The organism is Candidatus Uhrbacteria bacterium (assembly GCA_016187485.1).
Lineage (GTDB): Bacteria > Patescibacteriota > Patescibacteriia > UBA9934 > UBA10169 > JACPJO01.
On record JACPJO010000004.1, the window covers coordinates 231,336 to 255,752 of the forward strand.

Annotated in this window: 24 protein-coding genes and 4 tRNA genes; 16 read left to right on the top strand and 12 right to left on the bottom strand. The window is 52.9% G+C overall.

Features of this window, described 5'->3' with window-relative positions:
* Positions 1-204: 204 nt before the first annotated feature.
* The 3 genes from HYW18_02555 to HYW18_02565 all read right to left on the bottom strand — a co-directional run bounded on the left by HYW18_02555 (position 205) and on the right by HYW18_02565 (position 1,310).
* Positions 205-720: an NUDIX domain-containing protein gene (locus tag HYW18_02555; GenBank protein ID MBI2485003.1), complete on the bottom strand. Its 516-nt coding sequence runs from the start codon at positions 718-720 to the stop codon at positions 205-207.
* A gap of 162 nt (positions 721-882) precedes the next feature.
* Positions 883-958 (bottom strand) — tRNA-Ala (locus HYW18_02560).
* A gap of 277 nt (positions 959-1,235) precedes the next feature.
* Positions 1,236-1,310 (bottom strand) — tRNA-Arg (locus HYW18_02565).
* Positions 1,311-1,429: 119 nt separating this feature from the next.
* On the opposite strand from HYW18_02565, the gene HYW18_02570 reads away from it, so the two are divergent.
* Both HYW18_02570 and HYW18_02575 read left to right on the top strand, forming a co-directional pair.
* Entirely contained in the window at positions 1,430-2,491 is a 1,062-nt protein-coding gene (locus HYW18_02570) for a DNA recombination protein RmuC (GenBank protein MBI2485004.1), read from the top strand.
* A gap of 16 nt (positions 2,492-2,507) precedes the next feature.
* Positions 2,508-2,771: a 30S ribosomal protein S20 gene (locus tag HYW18_02575; GenBank protein MBI2485005.1), complete on the top strand. Its 264-nt coding sequence runs from the start codon at positions 2,508-2,510 to the stop codon at positions 2,769-2,771.
* Here HYW18_02575 and holA read toward each other — a convergent pair.
* On the bottom strand, positions 2,731-3,711 hold the full coding sequence (gene holA, locus HYW18_02580) for a DNA polymerase III subunit delta (protein ID MBI2485006.1): 981 nt from the start codon (positions 3,709-3,711) through the stop codon (positions 2,731-2,733). The genes HYW18_02575 and holA overlap by 41 nt on opposite strands.
* 71 nt (positions 3,712-3,782) lie before the next feature.
* Here holA and HYW18_02585 point away from each other — a divergent pair, with 71 nt between their 5' ends.
* Complete coding sequence (locus tag HYW18_02585; protein ID MBI2485007.1) at positions 3,783-4,799, top strand: hypothetical protein; 1,017 nt, start codon at positions 3,783-3,785, stop codon at positions 4,797-4,799.
* Between the two features lie 27 nt (positions 4,800-4,826).
* Here the strand turns inward: HYW18_02585 and polA are convergent, their stop codons facing one another.
* Positions 4,827-7,406, bottom strand: a complete 2,580-nt coding sequence (gene polA, locus HYW18_02590; GenBank protein ID MBI2485008.1) for a DNA polymerase I — start codon at positions 7,404-7,406, stop codon at positions 4,827-4,829.
* A gap of 148 nt (positions 7,407-7,554) precedes the next feature.
* Positions 7,555-8,568: a hypothetical protein gene (locus HYW18_02595; GenBank protein ID MBI2485009.1), complete on the bottom strand. Its 1,014-nt coding sequence runs from the start codon at positions 8,566-8,568 to the stop codon at positions 7,555-7,557.
* Positions 8,569-8,919: 351 nt separating this feature from the next.
* On the opposite strand from HYW18_02595, the gene HYW18_02600 reads away from it, so the two are divergent.
* From HYW18_02600 to HYW18_02615, 4 genes are all read left to right on the top strand, one after another.
* Positions 8,920-8,996: transfer RNA gene (locus HYW18_02600), tRNA-Arg, on the top strand.
* A 109-nt stretch (positions 8,997-9,105) separates the two neighbouring features.
* Positions 9,106-9,179: transfer RNA gene (locus HYW18_02605), tRNA-His, on the top strand.
* A gap of 79 nt (positions 9,180-9,258) precedes the next feature.
* Positions 9,259-9,483 (top strand): hypothetical protein, encoded by a 225-nt coding sequence (locus HYW18_02610; GenBank protein MBI2485010.1) that lies wholly within the window; start codon positions 9,259-9,261, stop codon positions 9,481-9,483.
* Between the two features lie 2 nt (positions 9,484-9,485).
* A complete protein-coding gene (locus HYW18_02615; GenBank protein ID MBI2485011.1) occupies positions 9,486-9,863 on the top strand; it encodes a type II toxin-antitoxin system death-on-curing family toxin in 378 nt (125 codons plus the stop codon).
* Here HYW18_02615 and HYW18_02620 read toward each other — a convergent pair.
* Positions 9,860-10,786, bottom strand: a complete 927-nt coding sequence (locus HYW18_02620) for a tyrosine-type recombinase/integrase (GenBank protein MBI2485012.1) — start codon at positions 10,784-10,786, stop codon at positions 9,860-9,862. The two genes, HYW18_02615 and HYW18_02620, sit on opposite strands and share 4 nt — an antisense overlap.
* Before the next feature lie 105 nt (positions 10,787-10,891).
* On the opposite strand from HYW18_02620, the gene HYW18_02625 reads away from it, so the two are divergent.
* The 9 genes from HYW18_02625 (at position 10,892) to HYW18_02665 (ending at position 19,872) form a co-directional block, all read left to right on the top strand.
* Positions 10,892-11,335 carry a hypothetical protein gene (locus HYW18_02625; protein ID MBI2485013.1) on the top strand — a complete coding sequence of 148 codons (444 nt, stop codon included), beginning with the start codon at positions 10,892-10,894 and terminating at the stop codon, positions 11,333-11,335.
* 528 nt (positions 11,336-11,863) lie between these two features.
* Positions 11,864-12,130: a 30S ribosomal protein S15 gene (rpsO, locus tag HYW18_02630; GenBank protein MBI2485014.1), complete on the top strand. Its 267-nt coding sequence runs from the start codon at positions 11,864-11,866 to the stop codon at positions 12,128-12,130.
* Between the two features lie 61 nt (positions 12,131-12,191).
* The gene (locus HYW18_02635) at positions 12,192-12,818 is read left to right on the top strand and encodes an NYN domain-containing protein (protein MBI2485015.1); all 627 of its coding nucleotides are present in this window, start codon (positions 12,192-12,194) and stop codon (positions 12,816-12,818) included.
* A gap of 82 nt (positions 12,819-12,900) precedes the next feature.
* Positions 12,901-15,135: a polyribonucleotide nucleotidyltransferase gene (locus tag HYW18_02640; protein ID MBI2485016.1), complete on the top strand. Its 2,235-nt coding sequence runs from the start codon at positions 12,901-12,903 to the stop codon at positions 15,133-15,135.
* 5 nt (positions 15,136-15,140) lie between these two features.
* Positions 15,141-16,403, top strand: coding sequence for a hypothetical protein (locus HYW18_02645; protein MBI2485017.1), 1,263 nt, complete (start codon positions 15,141-15,143; stop codon positions 16,401-16,403).
* Between the two features lie 539 nt (positions 16,404-16,942).
* Positions 16,943-17,320 carry a hypothetical protein gene (locus tag HYW18_02650; GenBank protein ID MBI2485018.1) on the top strand — a complete coding sequence of 126 codons (378 nt, stop codon included), beginning with the start codon at positions 16,943-16,945 and terminating at the stop codon, positions 17,318-17,320.
* Positions 17,290-17,691 carry a signal peptidase II gene (locus HYW18_02655; protein MBI2485019.1) on the top strand — a complete coding sequence of 134 codons (402 nt, stop codon included), beginning with the start codon at positions 17,290-17,292 and terminating at the stop codon, positions 17,689-17,691. Before HYW18_02650 ends, HYW18_02655 begins: the two co-directional genes overlap by 31 nt.
* A gap of 54 nt (positions 17,692-17,745) precedes the next feature.
* Positions 17,746-19,269, top strand: coding sequence for a YifB family Mg chelatase-like AAA ATPase (locus HYW18_02660; GenBank protein ID MBI2485020.1), 1,524 nt, complete (start codon positions 17,746-17,748; stop codon positions 19,267-19,269).
* Between the two features lie 48 nt (positions 19,270-19,317).
* A complete protein-coding gene (locus HYW18_02665) occupies positions 19,318-19,872 on the top strand; it encodes a transposase (GenBank protein MBI2485021.1) in 555 nt (184 codons plus the stop codon).
* 3 nt (positions 19,873-19,875) lie between these two features.
* Here HYW18_02665 and HYW18_02670 read toward each other — a convergent pair whose 3' ends face one another.
* From HYW18_02670 to HYW18_02690, 5 genes are read right to left on the bottom strand one after another with little or no spacing between them, the layout of a single operon-like run.
* Positions 19,876-20,310 carry an NUDIX domain-containing protein gene (locus HYW18_02670; GenBank protein ID MBI2485022.1) on the bottom strand — a complete coding sequence of 145 codons (435 nt, stop codon included), beginning with the start codon at positions 20,308-20,310 and terminating at the stop codon, positions 19,876-19,878.
* Complete coding sequence (locus HYW18_02675) at positions 20,303-20,782, bottom strand: prolyl-tRNA synthetase associated domain-containing protein (protein ID MBI2485023.1); 480 nt, start codon at positions 20,780-20,782, stop codon at positions 20,303-20,305. Before HYW18_02675 ends, HYW18_02670 begins: the two co-directional genes overlap by 8 nt.
* Positions 20,783-20,793: 11 nt before the next feature.
* Entirely contained in the window at positions 20,794-22,527 is a 1,734-nt protein-coding gene (locus HYW18_02680) for a hypothetical protein (GenBank protein ID MBI2485024.1), read from the bottom strand.
* A 43-nt stretch (positions 22,528-22,570) separates the two neighbouring features.
* Positions 22,571-22,954 carry a hypothetical protein gene (locus HYW18_02685; protein ID MBI2485025.1) on the bottom strand — a complete coding sequence of 128 codons (384 nt, stop codon included), beginning with the start codon at positions 22,952-22,954 and terminating at the stop codon, positions 22,571-22,573.
* 2 nt (positions 22,955-22,956) lie between these two features.
* Entirely contained in the window at positions 22,957-24,240 is a 1,284-nt protein-coding gene (locus tag HYW18_02690) for a M23 family metallopeptidase (protein MBI2485026.1), read from the bottom strand.
* Positions 24,241-24,417 lie beyond the last annotated feature (177 nt).

Genomic DNA, 24,417 nt, shown 5'->3' on the forward strand with positions numbered 1-24,417 from the left:
GAATCCCAGGAAAAATATGACCCCCACTATCATGAACCTCATACAGTGAGGATAATATCATGAATACATATTTGCGTCAATTACCCCTTTTGCTAAAATTAGATAAAAAAATGCTCAACTTGAGCAATTTTTTTATTCAACTGTGGATAGAATTGCCATATTTTTCGAGTATTCCACCACTTATCCACAGATCTACTTATTTGTCTACACTGTCGTTGACATCTTGAATGAGTCCAGACTTATGGCTATCTCTTCAGGAACTCCTAAAATTGACTCGCCATCCTCCAGCTCTCCACAGGCAAACCAACGGGCTTCTTCAAAGTCATCCGGAAAATGAATGTCGCCGTCTAAATATCTGCAGGCGAACTTTAGACAGACACTTGGCATACCATCAGGTCTTACATAGGCCACGGAACCTATATATTTGAAGTCGTCCACCTTAATATTTGCCTCCTCCATTGCCTCACGTTTAAGAAGAAGTTCAACAATATCAAGCCAATCCTCTACAGTGCCATTATCTCTACTTGGTGCGTGATTTGTGAGGTCCGACCACTCAAGCTTTCCTCCAATTGGGGCCCATAGGCCTCCGTGAATCATTTGCGTTTTTGCGCGTTTCAGCAGTAGAATCCTTTCATTTTTAACATCTACAGGAAAACAAACAGCCACCACATAGAATGGCTTCCCCTCGCGAATATTCTCAATATTTGGTGTGTATTTCACTGGTAAAGTATAGCATATATACTCACTAAGCTGTATGTTTCACGTGAAACAAAAAACCAGAAGATCTGGATTTCATAGATGGCCTAGAGCACTTCGCATGATCATCATGCGCTAAAGCTCCGGAGGGCATCCCCCATAGCCCCGCGGCGGGGTGGCGTGGGATGGTGGACCACAGCGGATTCGAACCGCTGACCTCTGCAATGCGAATGCAGCGCTCTACCAACTGAGCTAGTGGCCCATAAATTTGTCGAAGACCTTGAATGCAAGACGGAGTTCAAGTGTCGCACCCCCGCCTTACAGGCCAATGCGCTCCCCGCCGCACAGCCCAGTGGGCAGTGCAGGCGGGCCCGCCAGTCTGCAGCTCTGCTGCTAGACGGCGGGTACCAACTGAGCTAGTGGCCCAAATTTAATCGAACTAGGTAGTCACAATAGCTAGTCAACCATCCGCAGTTCCTGGTGGCAGGAATGATTCGTGGCCTGCCATTCGTAGCTCAGACGTCAGTCGGAGCGAAGGATGGTGTCCCTGGACGGAGTCGAACCATCATCTCGTCCTTAGGACGGACTTGCTCTATCCATTGAGCTACAGGGACGGAGAGCGACCACCATGTTTCACAAGAAACACTAAGCGTCGTAAAATGGTGTTGGCTGCGGACGTGCTATACTGTGCGCGAGCAGTATATTTGGAAAACGAAAAAATGAAAAGGGATTTATGAATTATTTTGAGATAATCATTGCTGGCCTTTTTGTCTCGCTTATTGTCTATCTTTTACGTCGTACCTCCAACCAAAATGATCCCTCGTCTTCCCTTACGATCCTAAACGAAACTGTTCAGAAGCTTCACGACCGTCTTGACCAGATGACCGAATCCCTCTCCAATAAGGCTGTCCAGCAGTTCCAAATCTCTCAACAGCAGCAGCAACACAGTACAAATATTATTTCTGAGGTGAAGGAGAAATTGGCAAGGCTAGACGAGACAAACAAACAGGTCTTGGGGTTTTCGGAGCAATTAGGCCAGCTTCAGGACATCCTTAAAAATCCGAAGCAGCGCGGCATTCTTGGTGAATATTGGCTTGAAACTCTCTTGTCGCAGGTGCTCTCTCCAAAACAGTATAAGATGCAGCACCTGATTGGAAAAAACGAAGATGGGGAGGACCTTATCGCAGATGCCGCAATTTTTGTTAAGAATTACACGGTTCCTATTGATGCAAAATTCTCCCTTGAGAATTATAACCGAGCCGTGCAAGAGGCCGACGCGGATCGAAGATCCCAATTCGAGCGCGAATTTAAGCTTGATGTAAAGAAACGTATTGATGAGGCGGCTAAATACATCCAACCAGATCAGGGGACCGTGCCATTTGCGTTTATGTTCGTCCCGGCAGAAGGGATCTTCCACAATCTTCTCACCTCAAGCGTGGGCGGGGTAGCCGTCAACCAACGCGATCTTGTAGAATATGCTTTTCAAAAGCATGTCATGATTGTCTCTCCGACTTCTTTCTACGCTTATCTGCAAACGGTCCTCATGGGTCTTCATGCTCTCCAGATAGAAGAATCCGTCGGAGAAATTTTGAAGAATGTGGGCCAGCTTGAACGACATCTTAAATCCTACGAGGCAATGCACGAGAAGGTGGGAAAACATCTGGCGACCGCCGTGGGCGCCTATGAGGATGCATCGGGTGAATGGCGGAAAGTACATAAGGATATTCTGCGCGTTCTTCCTGAGGGCGCCCCTGCTATTCCTGCTCCCGTTGACGATCCAAAAGTGATGGGGTAGGATGGGCGCACTTTTTATGCCAAATCTTCAAAATGCAAAAAAGGCGCTTCGGCAGTCCGTGAAGCACGCCGCACGTAATAAAATCGTCGCCGAGGAACTACACTCGCTTCGCCGCAACCTACGCAAAGCTCTTACCGGTAAAGACGCAGCGAAGGCGAAGGAGCTTGCAAAAACACTTGTGCAGAAGTTTGATAAAGCCGCAAAGAAGGGGATTATCAAAAAGCAAACGGCCGGACGTCTTAAATCGCGGATGGCACAGGCACTCCGGGCGCTTCCGTAAACCACACAAGCATCTCTTCCAGAGCAAGACCGAAATCTTTTCGGCCTTGTTTTGTTTCTTGGTCAAGAGAAAAAGCTTTATCGTGAAGGGTCAGAAGGCGCGCACGCGAAAAGTTCCGCGCCTGGCGAGAGAGTTTCCCTGCCACAAATGGATGGATGCCAAGTTCGCGTGTGAGTTCCGCTTGACTCAAGACGGGTCTTTTCTCAAGCAGATCCTTTGTGCAAAGCAGCAGGCGCACCTGCCGCACACACAGAGAGAAGAGCTCACCGTCCGACGATCCGACATTCCGTTGGTTTGCCAAAAGATTTACTGCTTTCTGTTTATTCGGTCCCGACATGGTATCGAGAAAGTCAAAAAGACGATCGTTGAAGGAACTTGCGACAAGCAAGACCACATAATCAACCGTGATGGTTCCTCCCTCTGCATAGGCAATGAGTTTTTTTATTTCTGTGTCGAGTCTCCACGTGTCTTGCGCGGTGCGGAGGATCAGCTCGCGTAGAGCCGCCTCTTCAATCACCCCGCCTTGTGCCGCAATCCTCTCGCGCGCCCACCGAGAAAAAACGGCCTCTGTCATAGGACGAAAAGGGTAGGCAAATACCCCCTCCTTGCCCGTGAGGGCTTGGAAAAACGCGGTGCCCTCAATGTCTTTCGTCTCGCCCGCATCTTCAAAAACAACAATGGTGTCATGCGAGAGACCCTCGCTTATTTTTGCGTGTTCCACGGACAAGTCACAGACCATTTCTTTACAAAGAACAAAGCGTTCTTTTGCAAACAACCCGCCTGTGCGCACAACGCCGGCGAACGAGGCCGGATGAGGCGCTTCGTAAAGTTCCACAACGTTCTCTATCGCAAAAGGGAACTTTCTGCAAAAATGGTCCCTGAGCTGGTGAACCTTCTCTTGTACACGGAATCGGTCTTCGCCGTAGACAAAAATTACCATACGGCGCCAGTATACCCTGCATTGACAAAACAAGAAAAAAATGCTAAATTGAGAGCCATAACATTACTTCTATGCCATTTGAACGAGGAGGACATGCGCCGGATCAAGAGGATTGGCTCGACGAAGAGCCGAAACCAACAAGAACCATGGACGACGCCCTGGCCGAACTTGAGCAGTTTCCTATTCAGGAACATCCGCGGGAAGTACACAAGCGTCAGGCGGGGGAGAAATGGAATCGAGAATTGACCGCACACGACAGTTTGGACGAACGTAGCCACAGAATCACGGACGTGGCGCGCATGGGCGCACACGAAGACGAGGTGATAGAGGGCGCGCCGTCCGAAAAGGAAGTTATCGAGAAAGCTATCCTGGCACGCGATCGCGCACGCCGCGCGAGCGATCTTCTGGCCGCAAAGCATGTCATGAGTATCAAGCGTTCCGAAGACAAACGTGTGGAAGAATACGGGACGATGGACGCTGCACAAGAAGCCCTCATGCACAGTACGCACGAAGAAGACATCACTCGCCAAGCGGAAATTCTTTCAAAGATGAAAACGTGGCGCGAGTCTCTTTCGATATCTGGTGAGGAACTTGCTCGCCGATCAAAAGCGGCGAGAGATCGTGAGACGGCGCGGCTCCATGCTATCGAAGCTGCAAAAATCGGAAAGACGCAGAAGGTTGCGGCGGGATCGGCGTATTTGAAATCTTTAGAGCAAGCAGCTCGACGTGCCCCACAGGAGCCACAAAGCGCGTGGCGGAATTTCTGGCATGGAATGTTCTCAAAAGACCGCGCGCGCGCTGAAGCAAAAGCACAAAGAAAGATGGAAGAGCGCATGGTGAAGAACGTCACCGTCGTCGAGAAACCGCCGACGTTCCTCGGAAATTTGTGGCGGAAAGTAACAGGCGCAGAAGCGGGAACACGCCGTTCACGGGCGTACAGAAAGAATATCCAAAACACTTACGGGACGAACGCCCCCTCCTATACGTCGGAAACCACTCTAGCTCATTTGCAGGGACACCCGCGACCAAAGGAACAGAAGCCGATGACAAAGAAAGAATCCGCGCGCACCGAAAAAGAAGCGGCTTAAGAAACACTGGGGTTGATGCCCCAGTGTTTATTTTATCTCCCCCCAATTTTTCCCCGTGTGTACTTCCACCACCATGGGGATCTCGTAAGACACAACGCCCTCCATAATTTTTTTGATCTTCTTGGAAAACTCTTCCGTCGCGCCGTCTATCACCTCAAACAGCAACTCGTCATGCACCTGTAGAAGCATGCGCGCTTTTTCTTTCATGTGCTCCTGTATGTAGGCCTCGGCCGTAATCATAGCCTCTTTGAGAATATCCGCCTCGGTTCCTTGAATAGGCATATTCACCGCCATGCGCTCCGCCGCGGCAACCAGCTGCGGCACGCCGCTCGAGATCTCCGGAATGTACCGGCGACGGCCGGAGAGCGTTTCCACGTATCCATCCGTACGAACTTTTATTTTCGTCTCGGCAATGTAGTCAGCAATGGCGTGGTGAATCTCAAAGTAACGCGCGATGTAATTTCGCGCCTCCTCAAAACTCACACCGGCATTGCGCGACAGGGCGCGTGGCCCCATACCATAGAGGATACCGAAGTTGATCGCCTTCGCCGCACGCCGTTGATCCTTCGTCACCTCCCCATCAGGAATCCCAAACATCTGTGCTGCCGTATGCGTGTGAACGTCTGCGCCGGATTTAAACGCCTCCAAAAATGGCTTGTCTTTCGCCATGATGGCCGCAATGCGTAGTTCAATCTGCGAGTAATCTGCAGACACAAATACTCGGCCACGTGGCGCCACAAATGCTCGGCGAATTTGCCGGCCGATCTCGGTGCGAATAGGAATATTCTGGAGGTTCGGCTCCGAAGAGGAGAGCCGTCCCGTTGCCGCCACCGCCTGGTTAAACGTCGTATGAATGCGACCATCCTTGCCAACAAGTTCCGGCAAGGCATCCACGTACGTAGACTTAAGCTTTGCTAATTCACGATACTCGCCAATAAGCGGCACAATGGGGTGGGCGTCCTCAATCTTCTCAAGCTGATCTGCCGCCGTAGAAAGTGTCGTCTTGGTTTTCTTGATTCCCTTCGTGGCAATGTGGAGTCGCTCAAACAGCACCTGCGCAAGCTGTGAAGGGGAGTTGATGTTAAATTCCTCCCCGGCTTCTTTATAGATACGCGCCGTAAGTCGCGCAATCTCTTTGGCAAACGTCCGGCCAAGCTCTTGGAGAAAATCTTTATCAACCAAAATGCCCGCGCACTCCATACGGTAGAGAATCGCCGCGGTCGGCACCTCGATCTGCTCAAACAAAGAAAGAAGACGGTCTTTCTTCAGACGTTCCGTAAGCACAGACGCAAGAGCACCCAACAGAGAAGCGCCTGTTTTCACACTCTTAGGGGAAAGCTCAGGAATGGACTGGCGTAGAGCATCAGAAACGACGAGAGGAAAATCGTGCGCACGTGTACCAGAGTGAAGAAGGTAGGAAGCAAGCATTGTATCGAACACCGGAGCTTTTGGTACTTCCTCTGGCGACACGTCAAGCGCGTGAAGAAGCGCTTTGTAGTCATGCGTCACAATGCGGTATGCTTTTTGCAGGCGGGCGAGAATTTTTTCGCACGTTTTTTTGTCGGGAGTTTCAAAGATCTCTACGTGATCCTCCTCCGCAATCGCCACAGCCCCAAGTGTGGAGCCAAATAAGTCAGGGGACTGGCGGGTAACGAGAATCCCCACAGCACCCTTCGGCAGAGACACGGATTTTTTGTGAGGCGCCGTCTCTTGCAATCGCGGGGATGCGGGAGATTCAAGACGACGAAGAAGAGTGCGAAATTCAAGCCCCTCAAAAAGTCGGCGAAGCGTCTCCGTGTCTGGCGCGGAGATTTTTGCTTCTGCAATGTCAAAAGTCATTGGCACGTCCCGGATAATCGTCACGAGCATTTTTGATTCCTTTGCGTCGGACTCGTGTTTGCGAAGTTTCTCTACGAGCGACGCCGAGAGATCCTTCGTCTTTCCCGTGCGCAGTGCCGTGTACAGTTTGTCGAGCGAGTGGAACTTTTTAAGAATCTCGGTCGCCGTCTTTTCGCCCACTCCTGGGATACCCTTCACGTTGTCGGAAACATCCCCACGCATTGCCTTGTAATCAATAAGTTGATCCGGATCAAGTGTGTAACGTTCGCGCACGGCCTTCGCGTCATACGTTTTTGTCTCGGACAAACCTTTCACAAAAAACAACACGTGCGTGTTGTGGTCCACCAGTTGCAGGGTGTCCAGATCTCCCGTCACGATGCGTGTATCAAAATTCTCCCTCTCGTCGCGCCGACTCACCGTGCCGATAACGTCATCCGCCTCGTATCCAGGGGCCTCAATCGAGGGGATGCCGTACGCAGTGAGAATTTCTTTGCAGAGCGGAATTTGGTCATAAAGTTCCTGCGGCTGTTTCACGCGTGTCGCTTTGTACGTCGCCACCGCCTCATGACGGAATGTCTTACCGGGGAGATCCCACGCTACAGCAAAATAATCCGGTTTATAGTCACGTAATATTTTGTCTACCACCATGGTAAATCCATAGGCCGCATGTACGACGCGTCCGTCACGCGTCGTCAGTGGGGGAAGCGCATGCCATGCACGGTGGAGTAGGGAATTACCGTCCAAAATATAGAGCGTCCGGCGTTTCATATGAGCTTTAGTGTAACACGGAAAATCGAAAGACCATCCGTGTGGATGGTCAGTGAGTGTGAGCGGCCGCCGCCGCTTCTCTCTCGGCCAATGAGGTCAGCATCGGTTCGAGGAGAAGCGGCGGGGCCGGGTCACGCGACTTGCGTCGCTAGTTGGCGTTGGCCGCCAAGGCGCCGTCGCCCTTGCCGGCGTCGGTCTTGGACGTCGGGCCCGTCGTGCTGGCGCTCCAGCCGTCGGTGGTGTCGTCGTCGGACTTGCCGAGCAGGGCCGCCGCCTGGAACTGGGTGCCCTGCAACGAGTCGCCGTCGATGACGAGGGTCTCGTCGCCGTTGCAGAAGGCCACGTTGCCGTTCGTCGAGACGCCGAGGACGTCGAGATTGCGCAGATCGTCGGGCAGGTCGACCCGGTTGGTGGTCTGCCCCGTCTTGATCTTGCCGCCCTTCATGTCGATCTCGATGATCTCGTCCTGCGTGGAGACCGAGTAGCTGGTGAAGTTCTCGCCCCAGCACTTGCTCAGCATCTTGATGGGGCTCTGCGTCTCGTAGCTCTCCGTCCAGTTGCCGTCGCTGGTCGCGACCCAGTTCATGATGCCAAACGTCCAGATCTTGCGGCTGCCCACGATCGCGGCCGCGATCCAGCCGTCGCCGGTGACGGTCCACGTGAAGCTGACGCCGTCCGTGAAGGGCAGGGCGATCATGGTGATCTTCTTGCCCACCAGGAGACCGAGAACCTTCGCGCCGCGCGAGATCATGTTGATCTTGTTGCTCCGGCCGTCCCCGTAGGTGAGCCCGTCGAAGCCGGCCCAGCGCAGGGCGCGCTTGAGCGCGCTCACGACGTAGTTCGTCTGGTCGTTGTCGATCTTGTCGTCGAGCGCGAAGACCGTCGTGTAGTCCATCCCCGTCGGGCGCGTGCGGCCGATGCCGGCGAAGTAGCGGTAGCTCTGGAGGTACTCGACCGTCACGCTCACGGCGCGGTCGATCAGCTTGAGCGGGATCGTGACGAGCACGAGCAGGAGCGCCGTGGCCGTGGGACGGAACCCGAAGCTCGTGATCTGGTCGGGGTCCTTCACCGTGGAGCGGGCGATCTTGTCGACGAACGCCGGGGGGCCGTAGGCGGTGCCGGGGGCCTGGATCTTGATCGAACGGGAGCGGAGGTCGGACATGCGAACTGCCTCTTTCGGGGCAGGGTGTAAACCGATGGGGAGTGGCGGCACGGACAATGCAGGCGGCCAGTTGATTCCCCTTGGGCTAGGATCCGGTCCACGGAACCCTATGCGAAGAGCCCTCCTCCTCGCACGAAACAGCAAACATTTAAAGGACCGTCTGGGTCCTGTGTTTTACCCAGAAAACTTCTGCGTAAAGCACAGGACCCACAGAATGGGCCGAAGTGTACGTTCCCGCCGTCCCCCCGTCAAGCCCAATAGTCCACCATCTCTCTTAGTGATCTCTTAGAGAGATCGTGTCTGGGCGTATTGATTTCTTCCATAAAAGAGGGTAGCATCGGCATGCCAAAGGCCCCGGTAGCTCAACTGGATAGAGCAGGAGGGTTCTAACCTCAAGATTGTAGGTTCGAGTCCTACCCGGGGCACCACTGGATTTGCTTCGCTCGCTCATACTTCGATAAACTTAGTATAGTCCTGAGCTCGTCAATGAGTCATGGTCATTGACCGCTGATGAACCGCCCACCCTCTCCGCATATGGTGCCTATAGCACAATGGTAGTGCACCGGGTTGTGGTCCCGGCTACGAGAGTTCGATCCTCTCTAGGCACCCCACAAAAAATCCTCTCGGAGGATTTTTTGTTTAAACAATCTTCTTGACGCAGGCATTATTATGGCATTATAATGCCTCTATATGATGGAACGAAAAATTATTAGGGTTGGGACGTCAGCCGCGGTGATCCTGCCGCAAGGGATGCTTAAGGAAGCCGGAGTAAAGATTGGGGATGTCGCTCAGGTGGCCATTTCGAAACCTTGGAAACGTGCCGCCTCAACTCCGAAGCACCCAAACATCTTGAAGATTGCAGAGGAGGTCATCGAAGAGTACCGGCCACTTCTAAAAAAGCTCGCTGGCGCATAGGTGTGGTCTACCTTACCGCCGAGCAGATTTTAGTGATCCATCGTTTCGTTCTGGAACAAACGACAGGATCCGATGGGGTTCGGGATATGGGGTTGCTTTTGTCTCTTGCACATAAACCACAGACCATGTTTGGGGGAGAAGACGTCTATCCAGATCTTTTTCAGAAAGCCGCTGTTTTGTTCGAGGCATTGGCCAACTATCATGTATTCGTTGATGGAAACAAGCGAACGGCTTTTACCTGTACCGAGATTTTTTTGAGAGCCAATGGAAAACGTTTACATATCACCGTGGACCAAGGGTACCGCTTCGTTCTCCAAGTCGCGCCGAAACAAAAAACCATTCAGGAAATTACCCGCTGGTTGGAAGATCACGCTCGTTAACTTTTCCGATGAAATTTCTTGTGCACCTCACGTAACGTTTTGTCCGTAACATGTGTGTACACTTGGGTCGTTGTGATGGAAGCGTGACCAAGCATGGCCTGCACAGAACGGATGTCGGCGCCGTTGCGCAAAAGCGTCGTCGCGTATGTATGGCGAAGCACATGCGGCGTAATGCGCTTCGTAATCCCTGCAGCTTTTGCATAACGCTCTACAAGACGTTGAACGGAGCGTGGGGTAAGCGCCGCGCCGCCCTCGCGTTTTCCCGCCGCACGGTCGTGACTCGCAAAAAGAAATGGCGAGGCATCGGTCCGCTTATCAAGATAGCGCGCGAGCCACAGACGCGCATCATCCGACAAGAAAACAACGCGCGTCTTTCCCCCCTTTCCGCGAATAGTAAATTCATCACGCTTTAGGTTCACGTGCTCTGCGTGCAGGCCACAAAGCTCCGAGACCCGGAGACCAGAGGCAAACAGCGTTTCGAGGATCGCTCGATCGCGCAAACGAGAGATCGGCACTTTCTCCCACGCCCCTGTGCGCAAGGGCGCCTCAAGCAAACGCCCCAATTCATCTTCTTCCAAAAAATCAATGTGGCGAGACACCTGTTTGGCAAGTTCTATTTTTTCTGCCGGAAGCGTAGAAACATCTTTACGCGCGAGGTACTTTAAAAAACTGCGGAGCGCAATCAAATGATAATTTTGTGTCGTCGCACGGAGATTTTCGCTCTCCCGTCCATGAAGTTCCCGATTAAGCCACAAGCGGTACTTGCGCACAACCTCTTGGGTAAGTGCCGCGGGGTCTTTGAGTTTTGACCATGATAAAAACCGCCGCAGATAAAAATCGTAGTTGCGAATCGTTTTTGGCGACCGACCCTTTTCGATTTCGAGGTACTCAAGGAAGTCCGTGACAAGCTGTGCCAATGTCATAATAGAAAGCATTATACGACACATCCCGCGTCAAAACTACGTTCGACGTTGGCCAATCCTCGTTGACAGGGCCCATAACAGGGATTAGACTCTGGAAAGCCGACCATGGTGGTTCGGTGCTCAGCGCAGGCAAAGCGCACGGGGGAAGCCATAGTGAAAATCTTACCCCTTCTCCTCACGGTCATCGAAGAGTACCGGAACCCATTCAACCAGATCCTCTTCCTGGTGTTCTGTGCAACTTCCTGGTGGGTAGTGAGCGCACGCCTGAGGGCTTTCTTGTTCTTTTTCCTGAAGCACTACTCTCATGAGGAGATGTGCCGCCGCGTCGGACAGGAGGTCATCCGCGGTACGTTTCCTTTGCTTGGGGGAGGCGTATTGGGGTTTGGAGCCTGCGCATACCTGTTTGGGATTTCTACAATTATTCGTCCTGTCGTTCTTGCCATCCTCGCCCTCATCATTGGAGCCACCCTTGCCTACGGCCGGGGAATGGACCGTGTACATGGGTATCGAAGAAAGGAGGAGCAGCGCTCCTTCACGACGCTTCCATGAGAAGATCGTCCCTCGCCACCCGTCTGGGTGGCATTCGCGTTGTAAAGGTCTGTTGCGAGTGTTCACAATAAGGAGTACTATTTTTCAAGGTAGGCGATCCTCGCCCACCGTCCACCACGGAGTTCCCATGACCCGTTCACGTTCCTCCCCCCTCATCTGCCAGTCGACCGGACGCCGCCCGAATGCCCTCCTGCTGCCGCGTGCCCCGACGATCACCACCGGCGACATCACCACCGGCGGCTGACGACGCAGAGACCCACTTCCCCGGGAAGTGGGTAGAGAGATCGAGGAGTCCGGTTGTCGGTCGGGTCGTGCCATTATCTTCCGGTGGCCGGGCTCCTCACTCTCATAGAGCGCACTGCGCTCTATTCTTCTTCATCTTTTTGTGCTTACCTCTCGCCACCAAGTGACGAGGGTGCCCTCTTTGACGCCCCGCCCTCCTCGTGATAGTGTCCCCACATAACTTAGACGTTCGCCTGGGATAGGGGACCTGCGTCCCCCTGTCTCGGACGATCGCATGAAATACGTATGCTTACCCCACGCAAAAAGCAGAACATCATTACGAAGTTCCGCACGCATGCCAGCGACACCGGGTCGCCGCAGGTGCAAATCGCGCTTCTCACAAGTGAGATCGCGGACTTGACGGAGCACCTTCGTTCGCACAAGAAGGACCACTCCTCGCGCCGCGGCCTCATTAAAAAAGTGAACGAGCGCCGCCGCCTCATGAAGTATCTGGAACGAGAAGATGCCCCCGGCTACGAGAAGCTCATGAAGGCGCTTGAGTTATCAAGCTAATTCCTTTCGCGCGTCTTGTGCGCGCGGAAATTGTCTCTGCGGCCCCCTTTTGGCCGCCCGTATGATCCAATATCCTTCCGAGCGTGTCGCTGTTTTCATCGACACGCAAAACATGTATTACTCCGCTCGCAATATCTTCGGGCAAAAAGTGAATTTCGGGAATATCGTAAGTGCCGTGGTTGGGGACCGACAAATTCTGCGCGCTACCGCCTATGTCGTCTCTACAAAGACGGGGGAGGAGGGGGCCTTTTTCGAGGCGCTGCAAAAATCTGGCATTGATACAAAAGAAAAACAACTTGCAGAATACTTTTCTGGAATTAAAAAAGCCGACTGGGACGTAGGCATCACGGTAGATGCTATTGCCATCCTCGATATGGTAGATGTCATCGTTCTTGTGTCGGGCGACGGAGATTTCATCCCCCTTGCTCGCTATGTGCAGTCGCGTGGGCGCCGTTTCGAAGTCGCCGCCTTCCGCGAGACGACATCCTCCCAACTGGTCGAGGTTGTAGATCGCTACGTAAACCTCTCGGAAGATAAACGGAAATTTTTGATTGGAAAGTCCCGAAAACCTGCGCAAAAAATGACACGCGGGGGTGAGGCCCTTGTCGAAATGGACCAAGCTGATAATCTACCGGCAGACATGCCCTCAAATCCTCGAGTGGTCCGTCCGAGGCGTGTTTCCTTCTAATTTACTCCTTAATTTGTTGCCGTTGGTGCAGGATGAAGAGATCCCTAAGGGTCTTTGATCTTGCACGAACGGACGTCTTCGTATGCAGACACAGCGTTTTGAGATTGAGTGGGGCGGGAGACCGCTCGTGATTGAGACAGGAAAATTCGCCCTCGCCGCAAGCGGGGCATGCACCGTGAAGTACGGCGAGACGATTGTTCTTGCCACCGCCGTAATGAGTGAAAAGCCGCGAGAAGGAATGGACTTTTTCCCTCTCACCGTCGACTTTGAGGAAAAACTTTACGCCGCCGGGCGTATTAAGGGTTCGCGCTTCATCAAAAAAGAAGGCCGCCCAACGGACGAAGCTATTTTGGTCGGTCGTTACATTGATCGAGCCGTTCGTCCGCTCTTCGACGACCGTCTGCGCCACGAGATACAGGTCATCGTGACGGTTCTTTCATTTGATGGAGAGAACGACCCGGATGTGATTGGTCTTATCGCCGCTTCGTGCGCACTTCACATGAGTAACATCCCCTGGAACGGGCCACTCGCGAACATTCGCGTGGGAAAAGTCGGCGACGAATGGGTCATCAATCCCACATACGCCGCGCGTGAAAAGTCCGTTCTGGATTTGGCGTTCGCCGGTACTGAAGACAAGGTTCTGATGGTTGAGGCGGGAGCAAAGGAAGTATCGGAAGATGTTGTTCTTGACGCGTTTGCGTTTGGGACAAAGCATCTGCGCAAAGTGCTCGGCCTCCTTGAAGAGGTCCGAGCGAAAGTCGGAAAAGAAAAAACTAATCCTCTCGCCCTTCTCTCGGAAGAAGAGCAAAAGCGTGAGGCGCGAAAGTCGGAGGTGGCAGCCCTGGCAAAACCAATCATCTGCAGCGACATCCAAAAATATTTTTTCGCCGAGCCGCAGGCAAGCAAGTCTGACCGCCGCGTGGCAAAGGAACAGATCAAGAAAAACGTCGCTCTGGCCCTTACGGAAGCAGGTGTCGCCGCTGAAGAGATCGGGTACGGAACATCCATGATAGGAGAGATTTTGGAAAGCGAGGTAAGCCGCTTGATTATCGAAGAGGGCCGGCGCGTGGACGGTCGCGAGCTCGATGATATTCGCCCACTGGCTTCGGAAGTCGCTCTTTTTGAGCGCACACATGGTTCCGGACACTTCATGCGCGGCGAAACACAGGTACTTTCCGTCGTCACGTTGGGCGCCCCCGGGGACGAACAAACGCTCGACGGTATGGAAACGGTCGGCACGAAGCGGTACATGCACCACTACAACTTCCCTCCCTATTCCGTGGGAGAAGTGAAGCCTTTGCGCGGCCCGGGCCGGCGCGAGATCGGCCACGGCGCCCTGGCAGAAAAAGCGCTTATGCCCGTTCTTCCAGAGAAAGAAGCCTTCCCCTACACCATCCGCGTCGTCTCGGAAGTTCTCACCTCAAACGGATCGAGTTCGATGGGTTCCACTTGTGGATCAAGTCTTGCTCTCATGGACGCAGGCGTGCCTATTTCTTCTCATGTTGCCGGCATTGCTATGGGTCTTGCCACTCTCCCCGACGGGCGGTGGAAAGTCATTACCGATCTCCAAGATTTGGAAGACGGGGATGGGGGAATGGACTTTAAGATCGCGGGAACACAACAGGGCATTACCGCCATTCAAATGGACACAAAAACCGACGGACTTACCGCCGAGATCGTGAAGGAAACAGTCACGCGCGCAAAGTCCGCCCGGCTTCGTGTCCTGGACGTGATGGAAAAAGCCATTCCGTCACCGCGTCCAGACCTCTCTCCTTATGCGCCACGCATCATAAGCCTTCGCATCAATCCTGAACTTATCGGTTTGGTTATTGGCCCCGGGGGAAAGACCATCAACGAAATTATCAAGGTCACTGGCGTACAAGCTATTGATATTGAGGACGACGGTCTTGTGATGATTACTTCCATGAACGCGGACGCTGCACAGAAAGCGCACGAGTGGGTGCAAAACCTCACACGAGAAATTGTACGTGGAGAACAGTTCCAGGGAAAAGTTACGCGCATCATGGACTTCGGCGCCATTGTGGAGTTTCTCCCCGGCAAAGACGGCATGGTACACGTGAGTGAGCTCGCGCCGTGGCGCGTGGAAAAAGTGGGCGACATCGTGAAGCTCGGCGATGAGGTGACGGTAAAGGTTCTCGACGTTGACAAAGACGCTGGACGTATTAGTCTGTCTATGAAGCAGGCAGAAGGAAACGACTATAGCAAGTTTCCGCGCCCGGCTCCGCGATCAGAAGGAGAGCGTCGGCCATCCGCAAGACACGATGCCGGACGCTCCTCCCGCCCGCCGCGCCCATAACAGCCATGCCCGAACGATTAAACATCCCCCTTTACCACTCGACAGCTCGCCCGCAAAGGCGAGCTGTTTGGCACATAGCCCTCACGCTTCTTACCCTCCTTCTTCTGCTTGGCATCGTGCGCTTCTTCTCTATTAAAGACCCCTTCCGGGGCATGGTCCCCGAGCAGGCACAAGGCGTCGTCGTGCTCTACCCCAATAGGACACAGTGGAGCACGATCCTTTCCGCCGTAGGCAGCACCCCCCTTATCCGCGGAGGACTCACACTCCGCGATATTGGCCCTCATATTCACGGAAACCTTGCACTCTTTTTTCTTCCAGATAACGAGCGCGTACTCCTTTTTGAGGGACGACTCCCGGATGAAGATGCAGAGAAACTCCGTGGAGCGGGGTTTTCTGTGAAGGAACCGCGAGAGGGGATCTACGCTATATCAAGCACGGATGATCTTGTCCTTAAGCCCGCAGACATGCCTTTCCGTTATTTTTCGTGGCTTCTGCCAAGAGCCGCTGGAGAAATCTTCCTTCTTGATGAGTGGCGCTCCGCGTGGGTGGGGACCATTGTCATCGAAGAAAATGCGGTGGGGATTGTGACAAAAGGTGAGTCAGGCGACGGGCGATTCATCCCAAGTGACGATGTGGAGTTTTTCGCTAGTTTCAGGGAAGATATGATCTCGGTTCCTCCTATAGCCAACACGCTCTTCGCCCATTTCACCGGTGGGCAAGAGCTCGGGGATGTCCTTACCGGCCTCCTTGCAAATGGAGGAAGTTATCTACAGAAATCAGACAATCAATTCATCTACCAATTCAAAAATGCTCTTCCAGAAGCAACACTACGGAAACTCCTTCTAACAAAGATTGCCCTTGAAAATCCCTCTAAAGTAAGGCAAAAACTGCCAGACGGGAGCACATTCTACGACCTTGTTGCCATAGAGGACAGCAAAGATATTGAGCGCGCAGAGAACAATGGTTGGGTAATACTTCAAACAAAGAACAACGCCCTTATTGCAGCAACATCTGTAGAGGAAAGCACAACTTTCATAACAAACTCGCCAAACTTGGCCCTTTCTTTGGAAGTTAACGGGGAAGTATCTTCGGCGAAGACTACCTGCGGAATAAATCAGGGCTTTTATGCTTCTGTCCCAGCAATTACAAGAGGGCTAACCTCTGGCATCCACGAGTTTTCCACAGTTGCTGACATACCAGCATCAAATTTTGTCTACGTTGGTCTGAACAAACGGATTTTCTACAATAGAATCGACTTCTGTTTATAATCATTTACAAAATTTTCTTTAGGAGTTGTGGATAAGTGACGAAGTGACGAAAGTTCTTGCCCAATACACAGTTACTTGACACCATTTTTAGCAAAGTTTTTGGCTACAATAGCGTTGACTTTCCGTGCTCAAGATGATATTATTGATGCGTACCCTTCAGGTCTTTCTACAATCCCGACTTCCAACGGGGAAGTTTTCCGAAAGCGAGTATCGGTCTATGTCCTTTCGGAAAATATCCCACTTCTTTACTATTCTGCGTAAGAGTGACTCGAGCAGAGCTCGGTTCGCCCATCCTCAAGATGACCCCCATAGGGCCATTATTGGGCAAAACCAATGAATGGTAGAGGAGTTGAAAGTCCTTGCAGTGGTTGAGTGCTGAAAAGGACACTGAGTTGTGTGGGGAATTACCCATCTCCCCAGAACCCAGTGTCCTTCACTAAGCAATCCTACTGCTTCCTCTTAGGAGGCAACGCAACAATTCACCGAGGCGTTCGCCTCCTCTTTCTTTTTCTTAAGGAGACGTGTTATTGTGGATTCCTATGAATAAGCCGTTTATTGAAGAAATGAAGCAGGTGCTCCTCGCAGAAAAAAAGCGTGTAGAAGACGAGCTTTCGCGTTTCGCGCACCGTGTAAAAGCGGTGACGGGCGAAGCAGATTTTGAAACGGATTATAAAGACACCGGTTCGTCAGAAGATGACAACGCCGCTGAAGTGGCAAACTACAGCGACAATCTTTCTCTTGAAAATACGCTAGAGAAAGTTTTGCGGGATACAAACGCCGCGCTAAAACGCATAGAGAAAGATGAGTACGGCATGTGCCGCTACTGTAAGGGGGAGATCAGCGAGGCTCGGCTCCGCGCCCGGCCCACATCGTCGAGTTGCGTGTCATGCAAAAAGACACTTACGCAAGAGGTATAGTGGGAGGAATCGCCCTTCTTGATTTAGGATGGCGATTTTTTCTTTTGGAAACAGCCGGGCGCGTCTACCGGAATATGGGCGCGGGATTTAGCCTTCCTGTTCCTGCATGGATTATTCTTCCGCTCTCTGCGGTTCTTATTGCCTCTCTCATCATCTTTGTCCGCCATGTGCAAGAACCCCTGCCACGTACGGCTCTTTTTGCCGTCATTGTCGGTGCCTTGTCAAACCTCACTGATCGCATTGTTCACGGATTTACAACAGACTACATTTTCCTCCCGCACGGCGCTGTCATAAATGCTGCGGACATCTTAATTGTCTGCGGCATTGCCGTTTTTCTTTTCTCTCATCCACAACCGCGCATTGACAAGTAGGTACTTTTGTGGTGGAATAGGAGCATAAAGATCTCCCCCTAGCGGTGAGATTTTATGTTTTCAGGCATTCAAACGGCAACGATTGTTGGAGTGAAGGCGGCACCTGTGCGTGTAGAGACATCTTTAAGTTCCGGCTTGAGCCAGTTCCATTTGGTGGGGCTTCCTGAAGTCGAGGTGAAGGAGGCAAAAGAGCGCGTGCGATCTGCCATCCGGTCCTCCGGTCTTCCATTTCCTCGTGGGCGGATTACCGTGAGTCTAGCGCCAGCCACAACAAAAAAACAAGGCGCGCATTTCGACGTCCCTATCGCTCTGTCCATTTTGCAGGCAGAGAAAGTCGTAAAAAGCGAAACGCTTACAGGATTCTTTTTCGGTGAGTTATCGCTTTCAGGAGAGGTTTCTCCGGCTACCGGTACGCTGGCGCACGCTTTGTGTGCCCAAGAACACGGGGCAGAAGTTTTGTTTGTCCCCCCGAAAAGTCTTGAAGAAGCGCGGCTCGTGCAGAATATTTCCGTCGTCTCTGCCCCCACGCTTGGATCTCTCGTGGATCACCTCAACGGGCAGACGCTCCTTCCCGTGCACACGAGTTGCGACATGGCACAACTCGCGGGACGCATACCCCCAGCGATAGACTTCGCCCATGTGCGCGGACAAGAAGCGGCAAAGCGCGCCGTGGAGATTGCCGCGGCGGGCGGGCACAATATTTTGTTAAACGGCACGCCGGGGTCTGGGAAAACCATGTTGGCGCGGGCGCTTCCTTCCATCCTCCCGCCGCTCCAATATGCAGAGACACTTGAAGTAACGACCATCCACTCGATCGGTGGCGCGCTGACCACACAACAACCGTTTTTAACCGACCGCCCATTTCGGTCACCGCATCACTCAAGTTCGGCTATCTCCATCATCGGTGGCGGGCCGTGGCCAAAACCAGGGGAGGTAAGTCTCGCACATCGCGGCGTGCTCTTTCTCGATGAACTTCCGGAATTTCCACGGCATGTGCTTGAACACTTGCGCCAACCCCTGGAGGATGGCGAGGTGACGGTGGCCCGCGCGGCGGCGACGTTTCGATTCCCCGCGCGTTTCATGCTTGTGGCGGCCATGAACCCGTGTCCGTGTGGGTTTGCCTTTGATCCAACACGTGAGTGTTCGTGCTCCGAGCGCCGCATAGAGGACTACCAAAAGAAGATCTCCGGACCGCTGTTGGATCGCATTGATCTCTACGTCCATGTGCCGCGTGTAGAGACAGACCGGTTGACACAGGAAGAGGAGGCCGAGCGCTCGGAGACGATTCGTGCACGCGTCGCCGCCGCGCGCGCCGTTCAACAAGAGCGGTTTGCAAAACAAACATGGCTCACAAATAGCGAGATCCCTTCCGGGCACATCCGTGTCCATTGCACCCCTGACGCTGACGGGAAAAAACTCCTTGCTTCCGCTATGGAAAAATACCAGCTCTCTGCTCGTTCCTACACTCGCGTGCTCAAAGTTGCCCGTACCATCGCCGATCTCGATGGGAGTATAGGCGTCACCGCCACGCACATCGCCGAAGCCTTGCAATACCGCCCCTCCCCCCGCCTCGGCTAAGGCTTCAACAAAGGGGTCAGACCCCGGGTCTGACCCCTCACACTAATTATGCCAAGAAAACTACGCGTTGATTTCCCTGGAGCTGTGCACCATGTGAATGGTCGCGGGAATAACAGAATGATTGTTTTCCACAGCGACGAAGATCGTGAGATGTTCCTTGATTTGGTTGGAAAGGAGATTCTCTTGCAGAAGTGGAAATGCTTCGAATACGCCCTCATGGATAATCATTATCATTTCCTTCTAGAAAGCTGCGGGAATCTTGCAACAGGGATGAAGAACATTTGTGGAATATTTACGCAAAGGATAAACCGTAAATATGACCGATCTGGCCACGTTTTCCAGGGAAGGTACGGTTCTGTCCTCGTAAATTCGAACCCGCACCTATTCGAATTAGCACGGTACATCGTGCTGAATCCTACAAAAGCCGGGTTGGTAAAGCGGCCAGAAGATTACAAGTGGAGCAGTTATCGAGCAATGATAGGCCTTGAAAAACCACCAGAGTGGCTGGATGTGAGTTGGATCGTGAATTGTGTGGGGGACGGGAGCAAAGATCCACGATCTGTGTATAAAAAATATGTTGAGGAATCCATATTCCTAGCATAGGGGTCAGACCCGGGGTCTGACCCCTACTACGAATCGCTGGATGATTTCGGGGATGGCGCCGAGGAGGTCGTATCCCTGGAGCGCATCGGGGTCAGCCCATGCATACTGATCCGCCTTGCCCTCCTCGAGAGACACGGCGTTGTTTTCTGTTCTGCATTGGTAACAGTGCAGGTGGATACGAAGCGTAGAACCATCCGGCATTTCCCAGTCGTGAGGATGCACACCGAGAAATTTCTGCCCCTTGGCCTCAATCCCCGTCTCCTCCATGAGCTCCCGCCGAGCGGTACTCATCGGATCCTCTCCATTTTCAACTTTCCCGCCAGGAAACTCCCACTTCTTGTCCCATATCGGGTTTGCATGACGCCGACGAATGAGGAGAAGTTTGTCGCCAAAAAACACGAGCGCGATCGCGACAGTTATTTCTTTCTGTTCACCCATAAATTTCGTACGGGTTCTGCAGCGCCCCCACAAGGGCACGGAACGCCTCACGGGAAAAGAAAAGAGACACGGTGTTTTGGTTTGGATGGATATTGAGACCATCAGCACACCCCCACACGTCGCGACCAACTAAATAACGCACTGAATGCTCATGATCATTCAAAAGTCCAAGAGGCGAGACCGACCCCGGCTCAAGCCCAAGACGCGCACGCAATTCATCGGCCGAGCCGAAGGTAAGTTTGTTTGTGCCAAGATGCTTTCCCAGCACTTTTAAATCCATCCGCTTATCCGCCGGTAATGTTACAAGGAAAAACCGTCCCGTACCTTTGTCTTTCAAAAATAAATTCTTGCACGCCATCCCCGGCACGTGTTTACAGTGCACTTCTGCTTCTTCGCACGTAAAAACCGCCGGGTGATCAAAGCGCTCAAACGAAATATTGTGCGCGTTCAAAAACGCTAAAGCCTCTTCCATACCCGAGCACTCTACCCCAGCCTTTCCAAGAAAGCGAGATAATCCGTGCGACAAAGAAACTTTCGCTTTGCGTGTGCGGGGTTTTGTGCGACACGAAGCTGTCTCCCACACGCCGTGCATGCCGCCTCCATAAACACTCCGCAATTCGCTTCCGCCCAAAGATCCTGCATGCGCGCAATGAAATGTTTTCGTGGGGGAGCAATCGTGTGACGCGCATAAAAATCAACCTCTTGTGGAATGAGCGAAAACCGTCGACGCGCAACATCATCGTACAAAGCAACGTTGGCCCACTTTGCAAGATCCTTGCAGTGATCGGGAAGCTCGGAAACGTTTTTACATTGTGCCGCAGTAGCAAGGTCCCCTACCGCGCCGTCACCCTCTGGATCATAAAACATGCAGCCTATGCCACGCGCTTCCTCCTCCGTCATCCCAAACCATACCGGCGCTCCGGAGTCTTTCCAATAACTTGGCGAGTACCCTGCAGGAAAAAACTCCCCATACTCTCCTCGCTCGAGCATCGCGCACTTGAGCGCATCTACGGTCTCCCAATATTCTGCCTCGGTATATTGTTTATTGAGAATACAAAACTTTTTGTGCTGAAGCCCGACGCACCCAAAGCAGTCTTCGCAGTTGTAACACAGAAGGCAATATTCCATGTTGCGCGAGCCAATTGTGAGAAAACAGAATTTGCACATTTGGCTTCGGTTTAGTGAAGCACTGTAATAGACATCCGCTGAGCCAACGGGGTAACCCGTATAGGCACATCGCTCTGCTCTCCCCACGCTGAAGTTGCAGTGTGTGAGATCGGTTGCGCCATCTTCGCAAAAATATGAATCTGTCACGCGTGTGGTCTTTGTAAGATATTCCCCCGAAGAGTCAGAGACTTGTTCGTTAAAGTTCTCTGGCCATACCGCATCTCTCTCCATCAGATCACGGAATTGCTTCAGGTGGGTCTCCGCCACTACACGCGAACCCAGACCAACTCCTGCTCGCCGTCGCTCCCATTCCGTTTTTGTGAGTTGCTCATTGAACCACAGGTACTTTGCATTGCGCCTATTGGTGGCCCCAAAACAATTCTCACAGTTGCGACAATCAAAAAGAAACGCGCTCTTCATACAGTCCGCACTCTCGCGCACAAACTGGCACTCATAGATACGACGCGAGTGCACGATATTGAAAGATGATTGGATGGCAAACCCTTGATACACTTCCGCAGAGTCCTCTGTATCCATGGCCACATGGCAATAGAGTGAGTCCTTTGTCTTTGAAGCCCCCACGAACATACTATTCTCGTCTCCTTGAGAAACGAAGGCAACAGAATTTACCGGCTCGATGTGATTGCGATTCGCAGGCATGGGCACCGCGAGCTGAAGCGCACGCCATTGGGGAAAGAAGGGGGCGACGACATCCACGTCACGCCCCGCATGCACAAAGTCCTTCGTAAACCACTCCTTATCGGGGAGCACTTTCACGCCGCTTGAAGGATGCACGGTACAAATAACAGGTGCCCCCGTCTCCGGATGCTTTTGGTACCAAAGTTGAAACCCTACATACCACGCCCCATGGTGTTGCCATCGTGTTTGCGGAGCCACCGCCGACGGAGGAACAGAAAACTTCCGGCAGATTTCTATCTCGTCCTCGTCCATCGTCCAGCGCTTTCCCGTTAACTTGCACGTTCGTTCGCCAGATTTGGTAGCATCCAGGATTGTGCTAACCTTCACGTCAAATTTTGGTGTGTGGGACATAAACTTATCCATATTTTGTACCTGGTACCGGCGCCAGGCGTCGTTACTCCCGTGCAATGAAGTAGATGATGACCAGCGTCGCAATCCAACAGACACCGATAGCATCAAGTAACCGCATGCGGTCTTGAAATTCTTCCCACGATGCCCAGCCACCGCGCTTCCACGACCACCGGCGTCCAAACAGTACGAGCACGACAAGAGCAACGATCCCCGCGATCGGGACGAGCGAGAGAAGAAACCACACATACAGCCGTGCTCCAAACGCCCACCCCTGCGTCCACAGGAGCGCCCCAAGCGAGGGCCCGCGCAAGTACCGTGCACGCACAGCCTCTGCAGGTTCCATAACTAGATGCACGCCGCACGCGCCACACTTTTTATTCCACTCCTCCACAAGCGCCTTGCAATTCTGGCAGACGGGATCCTTCATATCTAGCGAAGATACTCAAGAGGGTTATAAAACCGTCCATTGCCGATCACTTCGAAGTGGAGATGTGTCCCTGTAGACCGTCCTGTATTTCCGCATAGGGCAATGGGCGTCCCGGCCGTCACGACCGTCCCGCGTGTCACATAAAGTTTCGCGTTGTGCCCGTAGCGAGTTTTCAATCCGTTGCCATGATCAATTTCCACCGTATTGCCGTACCCTGCGCGCCATCCGGAATACACGACTTCTCCGTCCGCAGCAGCATAGTTGCTATTCGTCGAAGAGAGGTGACCATTGCAATCAATATCAATACCCGTATGACGCCAACCGAAGTATTGCGTGATGTAACGCAAGTCCGCCGGCCACACCCACTTGCCTGAACCGGCCGGAAGCGCACGGCTTGCTGATGGAGGCGTAGCGAAAAGGGAACCGACAGGTGCAACGGTTCGTACGGGGGCGGAGTAAATCACGCGCCCGCCCGGAACAACAAGTTTTTCTCCAACGTCCAGGTCATTGCCCGACGAGAGCCGATTGAAAACAATGATCGTTGCGGGGTCCGCTTGATACTTTTTGGCAATGGAAGAGACTGTCTCCCCACGTTTTACCGTATGAATGACCCCGTCCACAGGCGGAATCGTGAGCGCTTGTCCAAGACGGAGCGTGCTTCTAAAGCTCAGCCCATTCGCCCATAGAAGAGTATTCAAGGAGAGTCCGAAACGTTCAGAAATCGCCCCAAGCGTATCCCCCTCAACCACAACATAGGTCTCCACCTCACTGCGCGGAGAAACCGACGGCGCGCCTTCAGAAATCACCGGCGCCACAACAGCGCCGCCCACCGTTGTCGTTACATACGGGTCACCGATAGAGTGGTAGTCAAAACCGCCCAGTGAACCCACGACAAGTTCGGAGCCAAAATACTCCTCGGCTGGGCGAAGGTCATCGAAAGATGTTGTTGCGACAACCTCCTCCACCGCAGAAGGGGAAAGGTCGTTGCTCACGAGGGCAAACAGTAAACTGTGCGTCCCAAACCCTTCCGCTTGAACGCGGCTCGTGCGCAGGCTCCCCACACCGACAAAGACAACAAGAAAAAGAATGAGGACGTGCGGCGCCCATCGGTTGGAAAAAATGTACACCGGGTGACGTTTAAGTGGAGCGGAAAGATCCGAGGAGGTTTTGCGCACACCGCTCCACCCACGATACCCCCACACAACAAATTTGCGAAAAACAAAACGCCCCGTACTTGCGAAGGGACCAAGCACGGTGCGGGAAAGCTCTGCCGTAAGCTGGCGCATATGGACAAGCCCTCGTAAAACTCCGAGGGCCGCGCGCACTGCATATTGTTTTACGAATAACACACTGGCCCAAACGGTATCAATTTTTCCGCTCCGCGTCAAAGGGGTCAGACCCCTCGCGAGGGGAGGCGTCTGACCCCACATCAAACGGATGCCAAAGAGGCGAACACTCCCCAA